At 66.2% G+C, this 22,194-nt stretch carries 17 protein-coding genes, 1 tRNA gene and 1 pseudogene; 12 read left to right on the forward strand and 7 right to left on the reverse strand.

Annotated features, from left to right (window positions below):
* Positions 1–85 precede the first annotated feature (85 nt).
* Positions 86–1,429, reverse strand: a complete 1,344-nt coding sequence (locus FGL25_RS04440; RefSeq protein WP_003165642.1) for an MFS transporter — start codon at positions 1,427–1,429, stop codon at positions 86–88.
* A 187-nt stretch (positions 1,430–1,616) separates the two neighbouring features.
* On the opposite strand from FGL25_RS04440, the gene cyoA reads away from it, so the two are divergent.
* From cyoA to FGL25_RS04475, 7 genes are read left to right on the forward strand one after another with little or no spacing between them, the layout of a single operon-like run.
* Positions 1,617–2,831, forward strand: a complete 1,215-nt coding sequence (gene cyoA, locus FGL25_RS04445) for a ubiquinol oxidase subunit II (protein WP_046653379.1) — start codon at positions 1,617–1,619, stop codon at positions 2,829–2,831.
* Positions 2,832–2,845: 14 nt separating this feature from the next.
* The gene (cyoB, locus tag FGL25_RS04450; RefSeq protein ID WP_138141060.1) at positions 2,846–4,858 is read left to right on the forward strand and encodes a cytochrome o ubiquinol oxidase subunit I; all 2,013 of its coding nucleotides are present in this window, start codon (positions 2,846–2,848) and stop codon (positions 4,856–4,858) included.
* Between the two features lie 4 nt (positions 4,859–4,862).
* Positions 4,863–5,507, forward strand: coding sequence for a cytochrome o ubiquinol oxidase subunit III (gene cyoC, locus FGL25_RS04455; protein WP_138141061.1), 645 nt, complete (start codon positions 4,863–4,865; stop codon positions 5,505–5,507).
* Positions 5,504–5,890, forward strand: coding sequence for a cytochrome o ubiquinol oxidase subunit IV (gene cyoD / locus FGL25_RS04460; RefSeq protein ID WP_003165637.1), 387 nt, complete (start codon positions 5,504–5,506; stop codon positions 5,888–5,890). Before cyoC ends, cyoD begins: the two co-directional genes overlap by 4 nt.
* A 26-nt stretch (positions 5,891–5,916) precedes the next feature.
* The gene (locus tag FGL25_RS04465; RefSeq protein WP_138141062.1) at positions 5,917–6,684 is read left to right on the forward strand and encodes an SURF1 family protein; all 768 of its coding nucleotides are present in this window, start codon (positions 5,917–5,919) and stop codon (positions 6,682–6,684) included.
* On the forward strand, positions 6,684–8,030 hold the full coding sequence (locus FGL25_RS04470; protein ID WP_003165635.1) for an ATP-binding protein: 1,347 nt from the start codon (positions 6,684–6,686) through the stop codon (positions 8,028–8,030). Before FGL25_RS04465 ends, FGL25_RS04470 begins: the two co-directional genes overlap by 1 nt.
* A gap of 23 nt (positions 8,031–8,053) precedes the next feature.
* Positions 8,054–8,590, forward strand: a complete 537-nt coding sequence (locus FGL25_RS04475) for a response regulator transcription factor (protein WP_003165634.1) — start codon at positions 8,054–8,056, stop codon at positions 8,588–8,590.
* 62 nt (positions 8,591–8,652) lie between these two features.
* On the opposite strand, the gene FGL25_RS04480 is transcribed toward FGL25_RS04475, so the two are convergent.
* Complete coding sequence (locus FGL25_RS04480) at positions 8,653–9,855, reverse strand: CaiB/BaiF CoA transferase family protein (protein ID WP_138141063.1); 1,203 nt, start codon at positions 9,853–9,855, stop codon at positions 8,653–8,655.
* 108 nt (positions 9,856–9,963) lie between these two features.
* On the opposite strand from FGL25_RS04480, the gene FGL25_RS04485 reads away from it, so the two are divergent.
* Positions 9,964–10,647 (forward strand): class I SAM-dependent methyltransferase, encoded by a 684-nt coding sequence (locus FGL25_RS04485; RefSeq protein WP_138141064.1) that lies wholly within the window; start codon positions 9,964–9,966, stop codon positions 10,645–10,647.
* Positions 10,648–10,738: 91 nt separating this feature from the next.
* On the opposite strand, the gene FGL25_RS04490 is transcribed toward FGL25_RS04485, so the two are convergent.
* Positions 10,739–10,814 (reverse strand) — tRNA-Lys (locus FGL25_RS04490).
* A gap of 196 nt (positions 10,815–11,010) precedes the next feature.
* Here FGL25_RS04490 and FGL25_RS04495 point away from each other — a divergent pair.
* Together FGL25_RS04495 and FGL25_RS04500 are read left to right on the forward strand one after the other, a co-directional pair.
* Positions 11,011–12,426 (forward strand): amino acid permease, encoded by a 1,416-nt coding sequence (locus tag FGL25_RS04495; protein WP_138141065.1) that lies wholly within the window; start codon positions 11,011–11,013, stop codon positions 12,424–12,426.
* Positions 12,426–12,779: an Hpt domain-containing protein gene (locus FGL25_RS04500; protein WP_046652031.1), complete on the forward strand. Its 354-nt coding sequence runs from the start codon at positions 12,426–12,428 to the stop codon at positions 12,777–12,779. Before FGL25_RS04495 ends, FGL25_RS04500 begins: the two co-directional genes overlap by 1 nt.
* Before the next feature lie 157 nt (positions 12,780–12,936).
* Here FGL25_RS04500 and FGL25_RS04505 read toward each other — a convergent pair whose 3' ends face one another.
* Entirely contained in the window at positions 12,937–13,269 is a 333-nt protein-coding gene (locus FGL25_RS04505) for a chorismate mutase (RefSeq protein ID WP_088411880.1), read from the reverse strand.
* 4 nt (positions 13,270–13,273) lie between these two features.
* The gene (locus FGL25_RS04510) at positions 13,274–14,089 is read right to left on the reverse strand and encodes a ferredoxin--NADP reductase (protein WP_076223869.1); all 816 of its coding nucleotides are present in this window, start codon (positions 14,087–14,089) and stop codon (positions 13,274–13,276) included.
* A gap of 390 nt (positions 14,090–14,479) precedes the next feature.
* Between FGL25_RS04510 and FGL25_RS18085 the strand changes: the two are divergent.
* Together FGL25_RS18085 and FGL25_RS04520 are read left to right on the forward strand one after the other, a co-directional pair.
* Positions 14,480–16,762 (forward strand): annotated as a pseudogene (locus FGL25_RS18085) (DPP IV N-terminal domain-containing protein).
* Positions 16,763–16,813: 51 nt separating this feature from the next.
* Complete coding sequence (locus FGL25_RS04520; RefSeq protein ID WP_003165627.1) at positions 16,814–17,227, forward strand: low affinity iron permease family protein; 414 nt, start codon at positions 16,814–16,816, stop codon at positions 17,225–17,227.
* A gap of 220 nt (positions 17,228–17,447) precedes the next feature.
* On the opposite strand, the gene FGL25_RS04525 is transcribed toward FGL25_RS04520, so the two are convergent.
* Both FGL25_RS04525 and FGL25_RS04530 read right to left on the reverse strand, forming a co-directional pair.
* Positions 17,448–18,899, reverse strand: a complete 1,452-nt coding sequence (locus tag FGL25_RS04525; RefSeq protein ID WP_197733800.1) for an amidohydrolase — start codon at positions 18,897–18,899, stop codon at positions 17,448–17,450.
* A gap of 75 nt (positions 18,900–18,974) precedes the next feature.
* On the reverse strand, positions 18,975–21,959 hold the full coding sequence (locus FGL25_RS04530) for a TonB-dependent receptor plug domain-containing protein (RefSeq protein WP_354702786.1): 2,985 nt from the start codon (positions 21,957–21,959) through the stop codon (positions 18,975–18,977).
* Positions 21,960–22,194: the final 235 nt, after the last annotated feature.

Here is a 22,194-nt window from a genome sequence, read left to right on the forward strand (position 1 = left end):
GGCGCTGCGCGCCGAGCGCTAGCGCAACCAAAAAGGGGCGCGACCGGCCGGCCGCGCCCCTTCTCTATTGGACGAAGAGAAAGCCCTAGGCCTTGGCGCCCGCGCGGCCCTTGGCCAGTTCGCGGTTCAGCCATAGGGCCAGCAGGGTGCAGATGGCGCCCGACAGTAGATAGGCGCCGCCCGCAACCAGGCCGAACTTGCCCGACAGCGCCAGGGCCGCCAGCGGGGCGAAGCCCGCGCCGAACAGCCAGGCCAGATCCGAGGTCAGGGCCGAGGCCGTGTAGCGGTTGGTCAGGCTGAAGCTGGAGGCGATCGAACCCGAGGCCTGGCCGAACGACAGGCCCAGCAGGATGAAGCCCAGGATCATATAGGTCAGCTCGCCCGCCGGGCCGCCGTCCAGAAGCTGGGGCGCGAAGCCTGAGAAGGCGGCGATGCCCGCCGCCGTGACGGCCAGCAGGGCGCGTCGACCGTAGCGATCAGCCAGCCAGCCCGACGCCATGATGGCGATCAGGCCGAAGACGGCGCCGATCAGTTCGATCATCAGGAAGCGGCTGGGCGCCTCGTCCGTGTAGAGGAAGACCCACGACAGCGGGAACACCGTCACCATGTGGAACATGGCGAAGCTGGCCAGGGGGGCGAAGGCGCCGATGACGATGCTTCCGCCTTCTTCGCGCACGGCCTTGGTCACGGGCGTGGGATGCAGCTCCAGCGTCTTGAAGGCGGCCTGGAAGGTGGGCGTCACCACGATGCGCAGGCGCGCGAACAGGGCTACCACGTTGATGGCGAAGGCCACGAAGAAGGGATAGCGCCAGCCCCAGTCCATGAAGTCGGCGGCCGACAGCTTGCTGAGGAAATAGGCGAACAGGGCGCTGGCCACGATCAGGCCGAAGGGCGCGCCCAGTTGCGGTACCATGGCGTACCAGCCGCGGCGTTTCTCGGGCGCGGCGACGGCCAGAAGCGAGGCCATGCCGTCCCAGGCGCCGCCCAGGGCCACGCCCTGACCGATCCGCAGCGCGATCAGCATGGCGGCCGACCAGTGACCGACCTGCGCGTGTCCCGGCAAGAAGCCCAGGCAGACCGTCGACAGGCCTAGCAGGAACAGGGCGATGGTCAGCTTGGTCCCGCGCCCGAAGCGTCGGTCGACGGCGATGAACAGGGCGGTGCCGAACGGCCGGGCGATGAAGGCCACGGCGAAGACGGCGAAGGACAACAGCGTCCCGCCCAGCGGTCCCGCATAGGGGAAGACCAGTTGCGGAAACACCACGACCGAGGCGATGGCGTAGACGAAGAAGTCGAAGAATTCCGACGTCCGGCCGATGATGACGCCGATGGCGATTTCGCCCGCGTCGATTTTGCCGTCTCGCGCGTTGATCCGGCTGGCGTCCCGCTCGAGGGGCTCTGAAGAAGGCGCGCCGCTGGCTGCGTTCATGACCGATGAGGCTCCAGGAACCGGGGCGCACACGCGCCCGCGACAATAGAATGTTGAAACAGCCCCTTTGCTCCCGATGGTCGGAACAGGGGATAGGGCAGATTGTCCAATGTCGCCTGTTCGGGGGCGGGGTTACGGGGCCTGCAAGATGACCGTGCCCTTGCCTCGAACCTCGACTGGAGCCGCCGTGCGCCGACTGCGCCCCCTGTTGCTGTTGCCTCTTCTGGCCCTGCTGCCCGGCTGCGAGGCCGTGGTCCTTGCGCCCGCCGGCGATATCGCCGCCCAGCAGCGCGACCTGCTGGTCATGTCCGTGGTGCTGATGTTGATCATCATCATTCCGGTGATGATCCTGACCGTCTTCTTCGCCTGGAAGTATCGGGAATCGAACAAGGAAGCCCGGTATGAGCCGGATTGGGATCACTCGACCCATCTGGAGCTGGTGATCTGGGCCGCGCCGCTGTTGATCATCATCTGCCTGGGCGCCATCACCTGGGCCGGGACGCACCTTCTGGACCCCTATCGCCCGCTGGACCGCATCGCCGAGGGGCAGGCCGTGGCCGAGGATCACCGCCCGCTGCAGGTCGAGGTGGTGGCCATGGACTGGAAGTGGCTGTTCATCTACCCCGAATACGGCATCGCCACGGTGAACGAACTGGCCGCGCCGGTTGATCGGCCGATCCGCTTCCACATCACCTCGACCGGGGTGATGAACTCCTTCTACATCCCCGCCCTGGCCGGTCAGATCTACGCCATGCCGGGCATGGAGACGAAGCTGCACGCCGTCATCAACCGCCCGGGCGAATACGTCGGCTTCTCGGCCAACTATTCCGGCGACGGCTTCTCGAACATGCGCTTCGCCTTCCACGGTCTGGATCAGGCCGGCTTCGACCAGTGGGTCGCGGGCGTGCGCGCCGCCGGTCAGGGGCTGGATCGCGACACCTATCTGGAGCTTGAGAAGCCCAGCGAGAAGGTGCCGGTCATCCACTACGCCTCGGTCGACGACCGCCTGTTCGACGCCGTGGTCAACATGTGCGTCGAGCCGGGCAAGATGTGCATGGGCGAGATGATGGACATCGACCGCAAGGGCGGTCTGGGCCTGGCGGCGGTCAAGAACACCCTGCCGCTGGTCTATGACAAATACGCCCGCCGCGGCGACGCCGTCTTCGGTGCGGGCGAGTCCTATGTGATGACGCTGTGCACCCCGCTGGAGGCCGAGGCCGCCGCCGTCGAGGCCGCCCGCCGCCGTCAGGCCTTCGGCGAGGACGTCGCCCGCGACACCCCGCTGAACCGGGTCATGGGGCAGGGGCTTGAACGCCCCGGCCGGTCCGAACCGAACGAGCGTTTCGCCTCCCTCTTCTCCGCGCCTTCCACGGCGTCCGCGCCCGCCGCGTCGCAATCCTGAGCGCCTGAACGATCATGACTGTCGAACAAACAACATCGCCGCTTCTGGGCCGGTTGAACTGGGACTCGCTTCCGTTCCACGAGCCCATCCTGGTCGCCACCTTCGCCGTCGTCGTCATCGGCGGTCTGGGGATGCTGGCCCTGATCACCCGCTACAGGCTGTGGGGCTATCTCTGGAAGGAGTGGTTCACCACCGTGGACCACAAGAAGATCGGGATCATGTACATGATCCTGGGCCTGGTCATGTTCCTGCGCGGTTTCGCCGACGCCATCATGATGCGGATCCAGCAGGCCATGGCCTTCGGCGGGTCCGAGGGCTATCTGAACGCCCACCACTATGACCAGATCTTCACCGCCCACGGCGTGATCATGATCTTCTTCGTGGCCATGCCCATGATCACCGGCCTGATGAACTATCTGGTGCCGTTGCAGATCGGGGCGCGGGACGTCTCCTTCCCCTTCCTGAACAACTTCAGCTTCTGGATGACGACGATGGGGGCTGTGCTGGTCATGGCCTCGCTGTTCATCGGCGAGTTCGCACGCACCGGCTGGCTGGCCTATCCGCCGCTGTCGGGCATCGGCTACAGCCCCGGGGTCGGGGTCGACTATTATATCTGGGCGCTGCAGATCGCGGGGGTAGGGACCACCCTGTCCGGCATCAACCTGATCGCCACCATCGTGAAGATGCGCGCGCCGGGCATGGGCCTGATGAAGATGCCGGTCTTCACCTGGACGTCGCTGTGCGCCAACGTCCTGATCGTGGCGTCCTTCCCGATCCTGACGGCGACGCTGGTCCTGCTGTCGGCGGACCGCTACATCGGCACCAACTTCTTCACGAACGACTTCGGCGGCAACCCGATGATGTACGTGAACCTGATCTGGATCTGGGGCCACCCTGAGGTCTACATCCTGATCCTGCCGCTGTTCGGCGTGTTTTCCGAAGTCACCTCGACCTTCTCGGGTAAGAAGCTCTTCGGCTACACCTCGATGGTCTATGCGACGGTGGTCATCACCATCCTGTCCTACCTGGTGTGGCTGCACCACTTCTTCACCATGGGCTCGGGCGCGTCCGTGAACTCCTTCTTCGGGATCACGACGATGATCATTTCGATCCCGACAGGGGCGAAGTTGTTCAACTGGCTGTTCACCATGTACCGCGGCCGCATCCGCTTCGAGTTGCCGATGATGTGGACGGTCGCCTTCATGCTGACCTTCGTGATCGGCGGGATGACGGGCGTCATGCTGGCGGTGCCGCCGGCGGACTTCGTGCTGCACAACTCCCTGTTCCTGATCGCCCACTTCCACAACGTCATCATCGGCGGGGTGCTGTTCGGCCTGTTCGCCGCCATCAACTACTGGTGGCCCAAGGCCTTCGGCTTCAAGCTGGAGAAGAAGTGGGGGCTGGTCAGCTTCTGGTGCTGGGTGGTCGGCTTCTGGATGGCCTTCATGCCGCTGTACGTCCTGGGCTTCATGGGCGTGACGCGGCGGATGCGGGTCTTTGACGACCCGGCCTATCAGATCTGGTTCATCATCGCCGCTGTGGGCGTGGCGATCATCGCCGTCGGCATCCTGGCCATGCTGATCCAGTTCGCTGTCAGCATCATCAACCGCGACAAGCTGCGCGACGAGACGGGCGACCCCTGGCACGGCCGCACCCTGGAGTGGGCGACATCCTCTCCGCCGCCGGACTACAACTTCGCCAAGACGCCGATCATTCACGACGGCGACGCCTGGTGGGACATGAAGGCGCGCGGCTATGAGCGCCCGACGGGCGGCTTCAAGCCGATCCACATGCCGTCCAACACCGGAGCGGGGTTCATCCTGTCGGCGCTGTCGCTGATCGTGGGCTTCGCCCTGATCTGGTACATCTGGTGGCTGGCGGCCGCGAGCTTTGCGGCGCTGATCGCCTACGCCATCTTCCACACCTTCAACTACAAGCGCGACTACTACATCCCGGCCGAGACGGTTCAGGCGACCGAGGACGCGCGCACCAAGGCCCTGGCGGCCGCAGCAGCGACGCAAGGGTGATCCGATGAGCCACGCACCTTCCCTCAACCCCGACTATGTCGACGACGCCGGGCGGCCGATCTTCCACCCGGTAGAGGAACCGCATCACCCGGAAGGCCACAGCACCATGCTGGGCTTCTGGATGTATCTGATGAGCGACTGCCTCATCTTTGCGATCCTGTTCGCCGTCTACGCCGTGCTGGGCGGCAACTATGCGGCCGGCCCGGCGCCTAAGGATCTGTTCGACCTGCCGCTGGTGGCGGTGAACACGTCGATGCTGCTGTTTTCGTCGATCACCTACGGCTTCGCCATGCTGGCGATGTACCGGAACAAGGTGGCGCAGACGCAGATCTGGCTGGCGGTCACGGGCCTGTTCGGCCTGTGCTTCCTGGGGATCGAGCTCTATGAGTTCGCCCACATGATCCACCTGGGCGCCACGCCCCAGCGCAGCGGCTTCCTGTCGGCCTTCTTCATCCTGGTGGGCACGCACGGCCTGCACGTCACCTTCGGCGTCATCTGGCTGGTCACCCTGATGATCCAGGTAGGTCAGAAGGGCCTGATCCAGGCCAACAAGCGCCGCCTCATGTGCCTGAGCCTGTTCTGGCACTTCCTCGACGTCATCTGGATCGGCGTCTTCACCTTCGTCTATCTGTTCGGGATGCTGCGATGAGCGCTGAAGCCCACAATGAGCACGCCGTGGATCATCATGACGATCACCACGGCGACGACCACGATCACGGCACCTACAAGGGCTATCTGATCGGGTTCGGCCTGTCGGTCGTGCTGACCGCCATTCCGTTCTGGCTGGTCATGGCCGGGGTGCTGGCGCCGCAGCTGACGGGCCTGATCATCACCGCCTTCGCCGTGGTGCAGATCGTGGTCCACATGATCTTCTTCCTGCACATGAACCATAAGTCCGAGGGCGGGTGGAACATGCTGGCGCTGATCTTCACCCTGGTGATCGTGGTCATCGCCGTCGCCGGTTCGGTCTGGGTCATGTATCACCTGAACACCAACATGATGCCCGTCCACGACATGCAGGGGATGGGCTGAGCCCTCTCGCCCGCGGAGACCGCCGTTTGACGCCATCGTCGGCCCCTGATCCGGTTTCCGGTCCGGTTTCACGTCGTCGACTGGTCGCGGGGCTGGCGGCGTTCGCCGTGCTGATCGCGGGCTTTTCGGCGCTGGGCGTCTGGCAGGTCCAGCGCCTGGCGTGGAAGCAGGAACTGATCCGCCAGGTCGACAGCCGCATCCATGCCGATCCCGTTCCAGCGCCGGGACCGGAAGGGTTCGGCGCCGTGACGCGCGAGGCGGACCAGTACCGCCGCGTCATCGCCAGCGGCCGCTTCGCGCATGACCGCGAGGTGCGGGTGAAGGCGGTGACGGACCTGGGGGCGGGCTTCTGGGTCGTGACGCCGCTGACGGACGCGCGCGGCTTCACCGTCCTGATCAATCGGGGCTTCGTTCCGGCCGAGCGCGCCGCGCCCGAAACCCGCGCCGAAGGTCAGGGCGAGGGGCCGGTGTCCGTCACCGGCCTGTTGCGGATCAGCGAGCCCAAGGGCGGCTTCCTGCGCGACAACGATCCGGCGGGCGACCGCTGGTTCTCGCGCGACGTGGCCGCGATCGCCGAGGCCAAGCAGTTGAGCGGCCCGGTCGCCCCCTATTTCATCGACGCGGATGCGACGCCCAATCCGGGCGGCTGGCCGCGCGGCGGGTTGACGGTGGTGCGGTTCGCCAACAGCCATCTGGTCTACGCCCTGACCTGGTTCGGCCTGGCGCTGATGTCGGCGGGCGGTGCGGTGCTGTGGCTGCGCGAGGAGCGGCGTCGCAGGCTGGGAAGACGTTGATGCAGACCCAGACCCTGAGCCGCTTCGCCCGCACCCTGATGGGCATGGACGCCAACGCCGAGACTCCCGTGTCGCCGGGCGCGGCGGGGCGACGCAACATGCTGCTGCTGATCCAGTTGCGCTGGCTGGCGGTGATCGGGCAGGTGGCGACCATCGTCATCGTCCATTGGGGGCTAGGCATCCATCTGCCGCTAGGGCCGCTGCTGCTGGCGCCGACGGCCCTGGCGGTGATGAACCTGGTCAGCGCGCCCGTCACCCTGCGGCGCAAGGTCGTCACCGACCCGGAGATCCTGCTGGCCCTGTGCGTCGACGTGGCGGCGTTGAGCTGGCTGCTCTACTTTAGCGGCGGGGCGACCAATCCGTTTGCGGCCCTGTACTTGATGCAGGTTGTGCTGGCGGCGGTGCTGCTGCGACCGGCCTACGCCTGGGGCTTCGTGCTGGCGACCGGGGCCTGCCTGGCCTTTCTGGCGATCTGGCGGCAGCCGTTGGACCTGCCCGCCGGGGCCGATGCGCGACTGGGCCTGATCCAGCAGGGCGCCCTGATCAACTTCATCCTGATCGCCGTGCTGCTGGTCGCCTTCGTCACCCGCACCAGCCAGAACGTGCGCGCCCGCGACGCCTATCTGGCCGAGGCCCGGCAGCAGGCGGCGGAACAGGACCACATCGTGCGCATGGGGCTGCTCGCGTCAGGCGCGGCGCATGAACTGGGCACGCCCCTGGCCTCGCTCTCCGTCATTCTCAGCGACTGGCGGCGGATGCCCGCGCTGAACCGCGACGAGGATATGGTGCAAGACATCGAGCAGATGCAGGCCGAGGTCGAGCGATGCAAATCCATCGTCACCAACATCCTGATGTCGGCGGGCGAGGCGCGGGGCGAGGCGCCGACCGTCACCACCTTGAAGGCCTTCCTGCAGGAGATCATCGCCGAATGGTCCGACAAGTCGGGCGAGGCCATGCGCGTGACCCTGGACGGCCCGGCGCCCGGCAATCCGTCCATCATCGTAGACCCCGCCTTGAAGCAGGTGTTCAGCGCCCTTCTGGACAACGCTCATGAAGCCGGAGCGCGAAACCTGGAGGTGCGGGCCGCCGCCGACGCGGGCGGGTTGTTCATCGCCTTCGAGGACGATGGGCCGGGCTTTTCTTCAGCTATTCTGGAAAAGCTAGGCCAGCCCTATCAGTCGACCAAGGCGCGGGCGGGGTCCGGCCTGGGGCTGTTCCTGCTGGTGAATGTGATGCGCAAGCTGGGCGGGACGGTCGTGGCTGTGAATCGGCCCAAAGGGCAGGGCGGCGCTGCCGGCGCCATGGTGCGTCTGACCTTGCCGATCGACGCCCTGGCGCCGAAATGAGGGGCCTGGAAAGAGGGACTGAGATGAACGACGAACCCCGCCAGCTTCTGATCGTCGAGGACGACGAGTCCTTTTCGCGCACCCTGCGTCGGTCGTTCGAGCGGCGCGGCTATCAGGTCGTCTCGGCTCACAGCCACGACCAGATGGTCGAACTGCTGAAGACGCACCATCCCGATTACGCCGTGGTGGATCTGAAGCTGGGAACGGCGTCAGGCCTGACCTGCGTGCAGACGCTGCACGCCTTTGATCCCGACCTGGTGATCGTGGTGCTGACGGGCTTCGCGAGCATCGCCACGGCGGTCGAGGCGATCAAGCTGGGCGCGCGGCACTACCTCGCCAAGCCCGCCGGCACCGACGCCATCGAAGCCGCCTTCGGCCGCGAGGCGGGCGATCCCGATGCGCCCCTGACGGCGCGTTCGACCTCGATCAAGACGCTGGAGTGGGAGCGCATCCACGAAGTCCTGGCCGAGACCGACTTCAACATCTCCGAAACCGCGCGCCGCCTGGGAATGCACCGCCGCACCCTGGCGCGGAAGCTGGAGAAGCGGCAGGTCAGCTGAGCCAAACGCCGCGCTCATGCCTGCCTCGCCGTCATTCTCGGGCTTGAGAGAGGGGGGAGGCGTCACCTCTCCGCCTTCAACGCTCCCAACACCGCTTCCGTATCCTGCCCCAGTTTCGGCGGCGGGGCGTCATAGCGCACCGGCGTCTTCGACAGGCGGATGGGCGAAGCGACGGTGCGGACGGGATCGGCCAGGTCGGGCCGCGTCTGCTCGACGGTCAGGCCGCGATGGATGGCCTGGGGCTCTTCGAACACCTGGTCGATGGTGTTGACCGGGCCGCAGGGCACGCCCGCGGCCTCAAGCGCCTGCATCAGCCCCTGCATGGTGAAGCCTTGCGTCTTCGCGGCGATCAGCGGCCCCAACGCCTCGCGGTTGGCGACGCGCAGGGCGTTGGTGGCGAAGCGATCCTCGATCTCCAGCACCAGGGCGCCGCACAGGGCGCGGAACTGGCCGTCGTTGCCCACGGCGATGATCACCATGCCGTCCGAGCAAGGGAAGGGCTGATAGGGGGCCAGATTGGGATGGGCGTTGCCCATTCGCGTCGGCGCCTTGCCCGACACGAAGTAGTTGGTCGCCTGATTGGCCAGCATGGCCGCCTGGACGTCGAACAGGGCGATGTCGACGTGCTGGCCCTCGCCCGTCGCCCGCGCGTGCCACAAGGCCGCTAGGATGGCGTTGGAGGCGTACAGGCCGGTGAACAGGTCCACGACCGCCACCCCGACCTTCATCGGCTCGGCGCCCGGCGCGCCGTCCGGCTGGCCGGTGATCGACATCAGCCCGCCCATGGCCTGGATCATATAGTCGTAGCCCGCTCGGTGCGCGTCCGGCCCGTCCTGGCCGAAGCCGGTGATGGAGCAATAGACCAGCTTCGGATTGACCGCCGCCAGCGAGGCGTAGTCGAGGCCGTACTTCTTCAGCCCGCCGGTCTTGAAGTTCTCGACCACCACGTCGCAGGTTGCAACCAGGCGGCGCACGGCCTCGGCGCCTTCAAGACTGGCGATGTCCAGCTCGACCGACTTCTTGCCCCGGTTGGCGCACAGGAAATAGGCGGCGTCGCCCGGTTGGCCATCGGCCGTGGTGGTGAAGGGCGGCCCCCAGTGGCGGGTGTCGTCGCCCGCGCCCGGCCGCTCGATCTTGATGACCTCGGCGCCCAGATCGGCCAGGGTCTGCGTCGCCCAGGGCCCGGCCAGCACCCGCGACAGATCCAGCACGCGCACGCCCGTCAGCGGACCGTGGGAGGTAGAGAGTTCTGAAGTCTGACTCATGAGTCGTCTCTAGCAGAAGGCGGCCCCGGCATCAGCGTCAAAGGGGGCGCCTTGCTTTCCTCGACAGGCGCCCTCATCAATAACCGTCGTTATTTTAGTGAGGCCTAAATGCTGCAGCATGCGAACCCCGAGCTTCCCGCGAACATCAATTGGTTTCATTCCATAGATGTCGGAAACGGGGTGATTACGCCCGGCTTCAAGTCCCACGAGATGTGCAACGCCGAGGCGGGGACTATTTTCAGCTATCCGGTGAAGGGGAAAACGGTCCTGGATATCGGCGCCTGGGACGGCTTCTTTTCTTTTGAGGCTGAACGTCGTGGCGCGTCGCGGGTGCTGGCGACGGACCACTTTTGTTGGAGCGGGCCGGGCTGGGGCAATCAGGACGGCTTCAAGTGGGTGCGCGAGGCTACGGGCTCCAAGGTCGAGGACTTGGACATCGACCCCATGCAGATAACGCCCGAAGCGGTCGGAGAGTTTGATGTCGTCCTGCTGTCAGGCGTCATCTACCATGTGCGTGATCCTCTCTCGGTGATTGAGAGAGCGGCGCGTGTGACGAAGGAATGCCTGATCATCGAGAGCTGGCTGATGCCGACGGACGACCCCGATCCGACCATGCTCTTCGTGAACGGCATGGATTTCAACAAGGATCCGACGAACTTCTATCTCCCGAACCGGGCGGCGGTCGTGGCCATGATGAAGTACTGCGGCTTCAAGAATGTTCTGACGGCCGACTACCCGATCAACGGCATGCCGCCGGAGAATCGGCGAGGCTACTTCTTCGGAACGCGATAAAGGGCGTCAGACAGGGGCGGCCAACCTGGCACGGAAAGCTTGGTCGCCTATCCCCGCAAGGGAGTGTGTCTGGATTGTTCGAGAGAGACGATGGTGGGTGATCACAGGTTCGAACTGTGGACCCGCTGATTAAGAGTCAGCTGCTCTACCAACTGAGCTAATCACCCGTACCGTCGTCTGCGCCCTTGGTATGGCGCCGGTCCTTCGCGGCGGCGTTGATGGCCTCGGCGAAGGGCGCTCCTATTACTCAGGACCGGTGTCGGGTGCAAGCGTCAAATGCATCTTTTATCGCGATTGCATCGCGCGCTAAGGTCGCGCCTTGAATCAGCCGCCGGAAAGACGCGGCGAGGGGGAGTAGAGATTATGGCGTTCTGGAACCGTCGGCGCTCGATCGACGCGATGCTGGCCCCGCATTCGGGGCCGGGGCTCAAGAAAACCCTGGGTTGGCCGCACCTTATGGCCCTGGGCGTCGGCGCCATCGTCGGCACCGGCATCCTGACCCTGATCGGGGTCGGGGCGGGACTGGCGGGGCCGGCGGTACTGATCAGCTTCGCCCTGGCCGGTCTGGTGTGCGCCTGCGCGGCCCTGGCATACGCCGAGTTGTCGACCATCATGCCCGCCTCGGGCAGCGCCTATACCTATTCCTACGCCGCGCTGGGCGAGATCTTCGCCTGGGTCGTGGGGTGGAGCCTGATCCTGGAATATTCGCTGGTGGTGTCGACGGTGGCCGTCGGCTGGTCCGGCTACGCCGTGCCCTTCCTGGCGGGGCTGGGCGTCGACCTGCCGTTCGCCCTGACCGTGGGGCCGCACGTCGAGGGCGGGCTGATCAACCTGCCGGCCATCTTCATCATCGCCATCGTGACCGGCCTGCTGCTGCTGGGCACGAAGGAAAGCGCCACGCTGAACGCCATTCTGGTGTTCGTGAAGATCGCCGCCCTGGTGGTGTTCGTGGCCATCGCCATGCCGCACTTCGATACGGCCAACTTCACCCCCTTCATGCCGCACGGCTTCGGGGCGCCCTTCGTGCAGACGGGGGTGATGGCGGCGGCCGCCATCATCTTCTTCGCCTTCTACGGCTTCGACGCCATCGCCACGGCGGCTGAAGAGACCAAGAAACCCGAGCGTGATCTGGCCATCGGCATCGTCGGCTCGATGGTGGTCTGCACCGTCCTCTATATCGCCGTCGCCGCCGCTGCGATCGGCGCCGCCCCGGTCGCCAGCTTCGCCGACAGCCCGGAGCCGCTGGCCCACATCATGCGCGGCCTGGGCCAGGGCGTCGCCGCCCAGTGGATCGCCGCCGCCGCCGTGATCGCCCTGCCGACCGTGCTGCTGGCCTTCCTGTTCGGTCAGAGCCGCATCTTCCTGGGCATGGCGCGCGACGGCCTGCTGCCCAACCGTTTGGCCAAGATCTCCAAGCGCGGCGTTCCGGCCGTGGTGACGGTGTTCACCGCCATCGTCGTGGCCTTCCTGGCCGGCATCATGCGTCTGGACGAACTGGCGTCGCTGGCCAACGCCGGCACCCTGATGGCCTTCATGGCCGTGGGCGTCAGCCTGATCGTGTTGCGCGTGCGCGAGCCGAACCGCGAGCGCAAGTTCAAGGCGCCGCTGTGGTGGCTGGTCGGCGGCATCGCCATCATCGGCTGCATCGTCTTCTTCTTCAGCCTGAAGAGCTCGACGCAGATCTACTTCCTGCTGTGGAACCTGTTCGGCCTGGCCGTCTACCTGATCTGGTCGTCGCGCAACTCGCGCCTGGCCAAGGGTGAAGAGGCTGAGGCCTGATGGCGAGACGCGACCTGTCGGGGGCGGTGGATTTCACCGTCCTCGAAGCCATGACGGCGGGCATGGATGATGTGACGGAGGAGGTGCTGGGCCTGTTCGCCGAACAGGCCCGCATGTGGTCGGCCATGCTGGACGCGTCCAGCGAGGGCTGGCGCGACGCGGTTCACACCATCCGCGGCGCCGGGGCGGGCATCGGGGCCAAGGCCTTGGCCCAGGTCTGCGAAGAGGTGGAGTTCGGCGAGCAGGCGGCCGCGCCCGCCGGGCTGGAACGGGTGAAGACGGCCCTGGATGCGGCCCTGGGCGATGTGGCGGCCTATCGCCATGAACTGGCGTTGAAGAGCCTTAAGGGCTGAATATGTGAGCGTCCTTCTCCCCTTGCGGGAGAAGGTGGCCCGTCAGGGCCGGATGAGGGGTTTCTCGATAGTCGAGTGGAACTGACGGATGCGTGGGCGTGACCCCTCATCCGTCAGGCTTCTCCTGCCACCTTCTCCCGCAAGGGGAGAAGGAAGTTCAGACCCGCGTCTTGTCCCAGGTTCCGAATTCGTGGGCGATGCAGCGGTCGATGAGCAGGCGCCAGACCGGCTCAGCGATGTCGGGCGACAGGCCGGCGGGTTCGGCCGCCTTCAGCACCTTGGCCACCACGTCGTCGATACGGGCCTGATCGAAGACGGCGTCGCGGTTCGGCTTGATGCGGGCGGCGGCGTCCATGTAGCGCTGGCGCTCGGCCAGCAGGGTCACAAGGGCGCGGTCAAGGGCGTCCACGCCCTGACGCACGTCCAGCATGGTGGTGCAGTCTTCCGGGGCCTTGCGGTCGTCGATGGCGACGGTGCGGGGGGCGGTCATCAGGTCAGCCGACAAAGGCGCGCTCCAGAACATAGTCGCCGGGTTCGGCGTTCGAGCCTTCTTTCAGGCCGTAGGATTCCAGCAGTTCGCCGGTCTCCTTGATCATGGCCATCGAGCCGCACAGCATGACGCGGTCGCTGTTGGGCGAGAAGCCGATGGGCAGTTGCAGGTCGGCGAAGACGTCGCCCGACTTGATGCGGTCGGTGATGCGGCCCGGCGTCTCGAACCGCTCGCGGGTCACGGTGGGGTAATAGGTCAGCTGGGCCTTGGCCTCATCGCCGATCAGCGGGTCGTCGTGGATCTCGTGGCTGAAGAAGTCGCGATAGGCCAGGTCGGCGACGTTGCGCACCGTGTGGCAGACGATGACCTGCTTGAAGCGCGAATAGGTCTCCGGGTCGCGCGCGACCGACAGCCAGGGCGCCAGGCCCGTGCCGGTGCCGATCAGCCACAGACGCTCGCCCCCGGTCAGGGCGTCCAGCACCAGGGTGCCGGTCGGCTTCTTGCCCATCAGGACGCTGTCGCCCGCGACGATCTTCTGCAGGCGCGAGGTCAGTGGGCCGTCCTCGACCTTGATGGAGAAGAACTCCAGCTCTTCGGCCCAGAAGGGCGAGGCGATGGAATAGGCGCGCAGCACGGGTTTGGCCCCGTCCAGACCCGGCAGGCCGATCATGACGAATTCGCCCGAACGGAAGCGGAAATCCTCGGGCCGTTTGACGCCGAAGCTGAACAACTGGTCGTTCCAGTGGCGGACCCACAGGACTTCCAACTCATGAAACGGACTGGCCTTGACGGGCGGCGCGGAGAGGGAGGCGTCAGACATGGCGACTACCTAGGCCGTCGCGGGCGGTTGCGAAAGGGCGCTGCGGCGATCCTTCCGTCTCTTCTGCGACAAGGGCGGATCACAATCGGCCAGCCTGCCTGTCCGACTGTGTCATACTGCGTTCCGGCTCATGAAGATGCGGCCGCAAGCCGCAGGGGATTCAGACGATTCAGATGAATTGAACTCTCTTTTTCTCCCTTCTCCCCTTGCGGGAGAAGGTGGCAGGCGAAGCCTGACGGATGAGGGGTTTTTGCGACCTTTCCGACCACGCGGCTTTGGCCTCTGTCGGAGAAACCCCTCATCCGAGCCCTTCGGGCCCACCTTCTCCCACAAGGGGAGAAGGACGAATTGCGGATGACGACGGAAGATTCCGTCTCTAGCTTCACCGCCATGCGCACTTTTCTTCTCGCCTCGACGATCCTGATGGCTGCGACCTCGGCCTTCGCCCAATCCTCGCCGCAGCCCGCGGCTCCGCCCGCCGCCACGGCGCCCGCGTCCTCGATCCTGACGGTCGAGCGGGTGTTTGCCAATCCGTCCCTGGCCGGGCCGGTGGCCAAGGGCGTTAGCCTGTCGCCCGACGGCGAACTGGTCGCCTTCCTGCGCTCGCGCGAGGATGACGTGGACGTGCTGGACCTGTGGGCCGCGCCGGTGAAGGGGGGCGAGCCGTTCAAGCTGATCGACGCCCGCGCCCTGGTCCCCGACGCCGGCGAACTGTCCGAGGCCGAGAAGGCGCGGCGCGAGCGGATGCGGATCTCCCAGCGCGGCGTGGTCGAGTATTCGTGGGACGAACAGGGCGGCTACATCCTGGCACCGCTGGAGGGCGACGTCTTCCTGGGCCAACCGCGCCGACGGCTCGGTGCGACGCCTGACCGAGACGGCAGCCGACGAGATCGACGCCAAGGTGTCGCCCAAGGGCGCCTTCGTCAGCTTCGTGCGCGATCAAAACCTGGTCCTGGTCAATCTGGAGACGGGCGCCGAACAGGCCATCACCACGGACGGCAAGGATCTGATCACCTGGGCCACGGCCGAGTTCATCGCCCAGGAAGAGCTGGACCGCGACACCGGCTATTGGTGGAGCCCGAACGAACGCTACATCGCCCTGCAACGCACGGACGAGAGCACGGTCGACGTCATTCCGCGCCTGGACATCACGGGCGGCGGGGCCTCGGTCATCTCGCAGCGCTATCCACGCGCCGGACGGCCCAACGCCGTGGTCGAGCTGTATGTCCAGGACGTGCAGAGCGGTCAGCGGGTCAAGGTCGACCTGGGCGCCGACACCGACATCTATCTGGGCCGGGTGAACTGGGCGGCGGACGGCTCGGTCGCCTATGTCCAACGCCTGTCGCGCGACCAGAAGCGGCTGGACCTGCTGAGCGTCGATCCGGCCACGGGCGCCAGCCGGGTGATCGCCAGCCAGACCTCGAACGCCTGGGTCAACGTCACCCATGACTTCAAGGCGCTCAAGGACGGGAACTTCATCTGGTCCAGCGAGGAGAGCGGGTGGCGTCACCTGTATCTCTACAACAAGGACGGCCGCCGCCTGCGGGCGATCACGCGCGGCGACTATCCGGTCAAGGCGCTGGACGGCGTCAATCAGGACACGGGCGAGGTCTTCTTCACCGCCTCCATGCGCGACGGCAAGGAATATCCGATCGAGCAGCAACTGTTCCGCGCCAGCTACAAGCGGACGTTGAGCCCCACGGAAGTCACCCGCGCGGCGGCTGGTGGAGCGCATCGGTCAACAACACCGGCACGGCCTATGTCGGCAACTACAGCGACGTGAACACCCCGGCGCAGTCGGCCCTCTATTCGATCAACGGCCAGCGCGTGCGCTGGATCGAGGAGAACCGGCTTCAGCCCGGCCACCCCTTCTGGCCCTATGCCGAGCGTCAGCAGAAGCCGACCTTCGGAACCCTTCAGAGCCACGGCGAGACGCTGATGTGGCAGATGACGACGCCGCCGGGCTTTGATCCGTCGAAGACCTATCCGGTGGTGATGGAAGTCTATGGCGGCCCGTCGGGCGGCGGGGTAAAGAACGCCTGGCAGCCGGCCAAGACCCAGTTGCTGACCGAGGCCGGTTACATCGTCTTCCGCCTGGACAACCGGGGCGAAGGCGATCGCTCGGCGGCCTTCAAACAGGCTCTCTATCTGAAGATGGGCCAGCCGGAGATCGCGGATCAGGTCATCGGCGCGGACTATCTGCGCTCGCTGCCCTATGTCGACGACAGCCGGATCGCCATGATGGGCTGGTCCTACGGCGGGTTCATGAGCCTGATGGCGCTGACCGAGCCGAAGATGGGGCTGGCCGCCGCCCTGGCGGGCGCGCCGCCGACGGAGTGGAGCCTGTACGACACCGCCTATACCGAACGGTACATGTCGACGCCGCAGGCGAACGTGGACGGCTACGCCGCCTCGGACGTGGTGAACCGCCTCGATAATCTGACCGGGCGTCTGCTGCTGATGCACGGCATGGCCGACGACAACGTCATCTTCGAGAACACCACGCGGGTTTTGAACGCCCTTCAGGAAAAGAGCATCCCCTTCGAGACCATGCTCTATCCGGGCCAGCGTCACGGCATCCGGGGCAATGATCGTCAGCTGCATCAGTGGCGGACCTATCTGGACTTCCTGGACCGCACCATCGGAACGCGGGCGCCGCAGAAGGCGGACTGAGGCGAACTCTGATCCGGCGGAACCTGGCCCTGCGGCCGCCGTTCCGCCGGAATGGAAAAGCTGTTCAATCATCTGGCGAACGCGACGGCCAAGCTTGCGGGGCGGCCGTGGACCTTCATCGTCTGCCTGGCGGTGGTGCTGATCTGGGCCGTGACGGGACCGGTGTTCAGGTACAGCGAGACCTGGCAACTGGTGATCAACACCGGCACGACCATCGTCACCTTCCTGATGGTCTTCCTGATCCAGAACACCCAGAACCGCGACGCCGCCGCCATGCACGCCAAGATGGATGAGCTGATCTATGCGGTGAAGAAGGCCGACGCGGCCTTCATCGGCATCGAGCATCTGACCGACAAGGAGCTGGCGGCGATCCTGCGGGAGGTGGAGCGGCGCGGGCGCGACATCCACGCCGGGCAGCCCGCGCGGGCGGTCAGGAGCCGCCCGGCGTCACGCGCGGAGGCCTGATCGGCCTCGCCGAAAAAACAGAGTCCAATTCGTCTGAATCGTCTGAAATCGCTCCGCGCCGTCGGTGGAACGCTCATGATGGCGGACGGACGGGAGGCGGCGGGCTGATCGCGTCCAGCCGCGGTCAATCGCCGTGTTTTACCGGGATTGGAGCGGTGCGATAGGCGGGCTGCGCGACCCCTCTGCAGCAAGACGAGGAGGGATCGCGCAGCGGACGGCTCTAGTCGCGGTAGTTCAGCGCCGGGGCGCGGTCGCCCAGCAGGGCGCGGTATTGGAAGTCAGGGCCGCGGCGGCGCTCGAATTCGGCCTTGGCGGCCTGGATCGTCTCGGGGCTCTGGAACAGTTCGGCGGTGGTCAGGGCCAGGGTCTTGGCCGCCAGATGGGCGCCCTTCAGGCCGATGGTCGAGCCTGCCGCCACCACGTTCTGCCACGAGTGACCGGCCGAACCCGGCACGAAGGTCGCCGTCGACAGGCCGACCGTCGGCGTGACCCAGGACACGTCCGAGACGTCGGTCGAGCCGCCGAAGTCGCCGCCGATCACGGCGTCCTCGATCTGGCCGACTGAGGCCAGGTCGGGCTTGGTGGTCAGGGTCTTCTGGATTTCCGACGCCAGGGCGGTTTCCTCGGCCGTCCAGGTGATGCCGCCGACATGGCGCAGGTTGCGGTCCATGACGTGCATCAGGGCCTCGTTCGGCAGCATGGAGTAGACGCCGCCGATGGCCTCGAACTCGACGCGGGTGCCGGTGCCCAGGGCCGCGCCGTCGGCCGCCAGCTTCACCCGCTCCAGCACGTCTCGGACGATTTCCGGGTTGTTGTGACGGACGTAGTAATAGGCCTCGGCGTAGGCCGGGACGACGTTCGGCGCCTTGCCGCCGTCGGTGATGGCGTAGTGGATGCGCGTGCGGTCGGGCACGTGTTCGCGCATCAGGTTGACCATGGCGTTCATGGCCTCGACGCCGTCCAGGGCGGAGCGGCCCTTGTCCGGCGCGGCGGCGGCGTGGGACGCCGTGCCGTAGAAGCGGAACTTGCCCGAGACGTTGGCCATGGTGTCGCCCTGGCGGGCCGAGTTCACATTGCCGGGGTGCCAGTGCAGCGACACGTCCACGTCGTCGAACAGGCCGTCGCGGACCATGTAGACCTTGCCCGAACCGCCTTCTTCGGCCGGGGTGCCGTAGACGCGCAGCTCGCCCTTGATGTTGTTGGCGACCATCCAGTCCTTCACCGCGATGGCGGCGTGGATGGAGGCGGCGCCGAACAGGTTGTGGCCGCAGCCGTGGCCCGCATGGCCGCCCGCGGATTCCTGGATCGGGCTGAGGGTCTGCGACAGGCCGGGCAGGGCGTCGTATTCGGCCAGGACCGCGATGACCGGACCGGAACCGTTCTTGAAGCTGGCCAGGAAGGCGGTCGGCTCATTGGCGATGCCGGGCGTGACGGTGAAGCCGGCGTCGCGCAGCTGGTCCTGCAGCAGGGCCGAGCTCTGGGTCTCCTGATAGCCCAGCTCGGCGAACTTCCAGATTTCGAGCGCGGCGTGGTCGAGGGCGGCCTGATTGCGGTCGACGGTCGAGACGATCTGCTGCTGGGCCTGGGGCGACAGCTCGCCGGCCAGGGCGGGGACGCCGACGCCGGCCAGGGCGGCGGCGAGGGCGAGGGCGCGCATCGAAACGGGCTTCATGGAGTACTCCGGGAACAAAAAGAAGGGAGGACGGAAGGCGTCGCCGCCTGCCGTCCCCGGACGATCAGAGATCGGTCAGAAGGTCTTGCGGATGCTAGCGTACCAGTAGCGACCGTAGGGCTGATAGACGGTGCCGACATAGCCGCCGCTGGACAGGGGCGGTTGTTCGTCGGTGATGTTGCGCACGCCGACGCGGACCGCCGTGCCGGATAGAAGGCCGCCGTCCTCGAACTGATATTCGCCGTACAGATTACCCGTCAGGGTGGCGTCGACGGTCCAGGGCTCGTTCGCCGCATTGGTGACGGAGTCGTCGTAGAGCGACGAGATGTACTGAGTGAAGGCGCCGACGGTGATGTTCTGATAGCGCCAGGTTCCCGACAGCGACCACTTCCATTCCGGGCGGCCGAAGTCGCGAAGCAGATCGCCTGCGCTGCCCGAGAAGTTGATTGCGGGATCGATGTCCCCGGAGTCCATCGCGTCCATCAGCTCCTGAACGCCCGGTGACGGCTCCAGATAGTATTTCAGGAAGTGCGAGACGTTCAGGTTCAGGTTGAAGTCGCCGTAGCGGGTGCCGCGCAGGCTCCACATGGCGCCCAGGTCCAGTCCTTCGACGGTCTGGGGCTGCTGATTGGTGTAGGCGTCCTTGATGTAGAGAATCTCGCCCGCGGGCGCGAGGCCGGTGCCCGCGAACAGGCGGATGTCCTCGGGCGTCGGGGCGGCGCGCACCACGTTGGGGTTCGAGCCGCCGCTCTTGCGCAGCAGATAGTCCAGGGTGATGGCGTTCTGGCCGCGGAAGATGCCGACCATGCCGGTCTGCTCGACCCGCCACCAGTCGGCGGTGAAGGTAAAGTCGCCGTAGTCCGCCGGGATGAAGCGCGGCTGCACCACCAGGCCGAAGGACAGGGTCTCGGACTCCTCGGGCTGCAGGTCCGGATTGCCCGAGCGTTGCTCGGCGGTCAGGCGCGCGATCCGGGCCGTGCTGACGGCGTCGGCGTCGGGGAAGGTGGAGGGCGGGGTGAAGCTGCCGCCGCACAGGTTCATGTTGCTCAGCGCGCCGCGACGCAGCAGGGCCTCGCAATAGGCCCAGTCGGTGCTGGTGTTGGAGCGGGTGATGATCGTGGCGTTGATCTGTTCCAGGTTCGGGGCGCGGAAACCCTGGGCCCACGAACCGCGAACGCGGAACCCGTCGACGATGTCCCAGGCCGCCGCGAACTTGGGCTTGGCCACGTCGCCGAAGTCGGAATAATTCTCGAAGCGGCCGGCGATCTGGACCTCCAGGTTGTGGACCAGGGGCACGCCCATCTCCGGCGAGACCAGCGGGGCGGCGAACTCGATATAGGCCGACAGCACGTCCCGTTCGCCGTAGGTGTCGGGGTTCATCGATGAGTTGATCAGGTCGCTGTAGGTCGCGCCCGATCGGTCGGTATAGGTGATCGTGCCGTCGATGCGGCTGTCGCGGTCGTCCAGCTGGGTCTCCGTACGGGCCTCGACGCCGGCGGCCATGCCGACCGGGCCGGCGGGCAGCGTGAAGAGGTCAGGCCGCGAGATCTTGAAGTCCCACATGCCCAGTTCGGTCTTGGTCTTGCGGACCATGTCGACGCCGATGGCGTCCAGCGCCGCCTGGCTCGACGGGGTGGAGTCGCCGTAGCGGGGGTGCGTCGGGTCGCCGCCGTTGAAGAAGTTGTAGGCGTCGGGCGTGGACTTGGACGCCCACTCGAACAGGCGCGTGGTCGAGATGTTGTCCGACACGTCCTCGGCCGTCGCTTCGGACCAAACCAGGGCGGTTTCCCAGTTCCAGCCGCGCCATTCGCCGCGCAGTCCGCCCAGGGCGCGGAACTGCTTGTTCGTGACCTCGACGCCGATCGGACCGAAGTCGTTGAAGCGATAGCCGCTGAGCAGCAGATCCTCGCCGGTCGGATTGTAGAAATTCGTGCCCGGAATGGTCATGACCACGGACGACAGGGTGTTGATCGGCGCCTGCCGCGCCTTGGACTTGGCGTAGTAGCCGCCCAGCTCGCCGAAGAATTCGACGTTGTCGTTGATCTCGTAGCGGCCGGTCAGGAACAGGTTGAAACGATCGACCTGGGGAATGACCGTCAGGTCTTCCTGGGCCGTATCGGCGCGCAAGGCAGCGTCAACCGTGGTGCCGTTCTTGATGCACAAGCCGTCGCCCAACTGCCGGATGCAGCCGGACAGGGTGTTGGGCTGGATGGTGAAGGCCGAGCGGTTCGCGCCGCCGATCGAGGTGGCGCCGTCCGCGACGCGGAAATAGCCCCAGGGCGTCAGCGACGAGACGCCGTTCAGCGTGGTGTCGTTCTCGAAGCCCGTTCCGGCGAACAGAGAACGGATGTCCACGGAGGCGGTGTAGTCCTGATCCAGCGTCGAAAGCTCGTCGCGGCGGTCGTAGTTGAAGAACAGGGACAGGTTGCCGCGTCCGTCGGCGATGTCCTTGCCGCCGTAGAAGGAGAAATTGCTCTCCCACATGTCGGTGCCCTCGGCGGCGCCGTACTGGGCGGAGACGGTCCAGTCGTTCATGTCGTCGCGCAGGACCGTGTTGACCACGCCCGCCACCGCATCGGCGCCGTAGATGGCCGCCGCGCCGTCGCGCAGGACTTCAAGCCGCTTCAGGCCCGACACCGGAATGGCGTTGGTGTTGTAGGTCAGGACGGGGACCAGGTGCTCGTTCGCCTGGGACGTCGGGTGCCCCACGACCCTGCGGCCGTTCAGCAGGACCAGGGTGTTGCCGATGCCGAGGTTGCGCAGGTTCACCGAGCCGGTGTCGCCGCGCGCCGAGTTGGACGAGGCCGGGAGATACCCCGAGTTGAACGTCACATCGCCCATCTGGGGGATGGAGCGCAGCAGTTCGTCGCCCGAGGTGGCGGCGGTCGCCTGGATCAATTCCTCGCCCACGACCGTGACGGGCAGGGCGGCGGTGACCTTCGCGCCCCGAATCTGGGAGCCGACGACGACGATGTCTTCGACCTGGGTGGCCTGTTCGTTGGCCGGCGTCTGCTGGGCGTGCGCCGTTCCGGCGGCGAGCAGGGCGGTGGAGGCCAGCATGGCGGCCTTTATGTTTCGACGTGCATGGACTGAACGCATGAGCTTGGCATCCCCGTGTTTGATCATCGCCTCGGCATCCCTTCCGATTGAGCGTCGTTTGATGGCCGGCGACCGTCGCGCAGCGCGCCGTCGCCTGAATTTTTATCGATGGCGGACGATGCGCCGCATTTCAGACTAAAAGACGCCATAGTTGGCGGCGTCAACCTTTTTGGGTTAAATATTGCCGATATTCAAA

The organism is Brevundimonas vancanneytii, from assembly GCF_901421975.1.
GTDB lineage: Bacteria > Pseudomonadota > Alphaproteobacteria > Caulobacterales > Caulobacteraceae > Brevundimonas > Brevundimonas diminuta.

What these genes read in the sequence shown, in the direction of transcription:
- FGL25_RS04440 (WP_003165642.1), bottom strand. Translation starts at nt 1,429, where the DNA reads ATGAACGCAGCCAGCGGCGCGCCTTCTTCAGAGCCCCTCGAGCGGGAC.
- cyoB (WP_138141060.1), top strand. Translation starts at nt 2,846, where the DNA reads ATGACTGTCGAACAAACAACATCGCCGCTTCTGGGCCGGTTGAACTGG.
- cyoC (WP_138141061.1), top strand. Translation starts at nt 4,863, where the DNA reads ATGAGCCACGCACCTTCCCTCAACCCCGACTATGTCGACGACGCCGGG.
- cyoD (WP_003165637.1), top strand. Translation starts at nt 5,504, where the DNA reads ATGAGCGCTGAAGCCCACAATGAGCACGCCGTGGATCATCATGACGAT.
- FGL25_RS04470 (WP_003165635.1), top strand. Translation starts at nt 6,684, where the DNA reads ATGCAGACCCAGACCCTGAGCCGCTTCGCCCGCACCCTGATGGGCATG.
- FGL25_RS04475 (WP_003165634.1), top strand. Translation starts at nt 8,054, where the DNA reads ATGAACGACGAACCCCGCCAGCTTCTGATCGTCGAGGACGACGAGTCC.
- FGL25_RS04480 (WP_138141063.1), bottom strand. Translation starts at nt 9,855, where the DNA reads ATGAGTCAGACTTCAGAACTCTCTACCTCCCACGGTCCGCTGACGGGC.
- FGL25_RS04485 (WP_138141064.1), top strand. Translation starts at nt 9,964, where the DNA reads ATGCTGCAGCATGCGAACCCCGAGCTTCCCGCGAACATCAATTGGTTT.
- FGL25_RS04495 (WP_138141065.1), top strand. Translation starts at nt 11,011, where the DNA reads ATGGCGTTCTGGAACCGTCGGCGCTCGATCGACGCGATGCTGGCCCCG.
- FGL25_RS04500 (WP_046652031.1), top strand. Translation starts at nt 12,426, where the DNA reads ATGGCGAGACGCGACCTGTCGGGGGCGGTGGATTTCACCGTCCTCGAA.
- FGL25_RS04505 (WP_088411880.1), bottom strand. Translation starts at nt 13,269, where the DNA reads ATGACCGCCCCCCGCACCGTCGCCATCGACGACCGCAAGGCCCCGGAA.
- FGL25_RS04510 (WP_076223869.1), bottom strand. Translation starts at nt 14,089, where the DNA reads ATGTCTGACGCCTCCCTCTCCGCGCCGCCCGTCAAGGCCAGTCCGTTT.
- FGL25_RS04520 (WP_003165627.1), top strand. Translation starts at nt 16,814, where the DNA reads ATGGAAAAGCTGTTCAATCATCTGGCGAACGCGACGGCCAAGCTTGCG.
- FGL25_RS04525 (WP_197733800.1), bottom strand. Translation starts at nt 18,899, where the DNA reads ATGAAGCCCGTTTCGATGCGCGCCCTCGCCCTCGCCGCCGCCCTGGCC.
- FGL25_RS04530 (WP_354702786.1), bottom strand. Translation starts at nt 21,959, where the DNA reads ATGCTGGCCTCCACCGCCCTGCTCGCCGCCGGAACGGCGCACGCCCAG.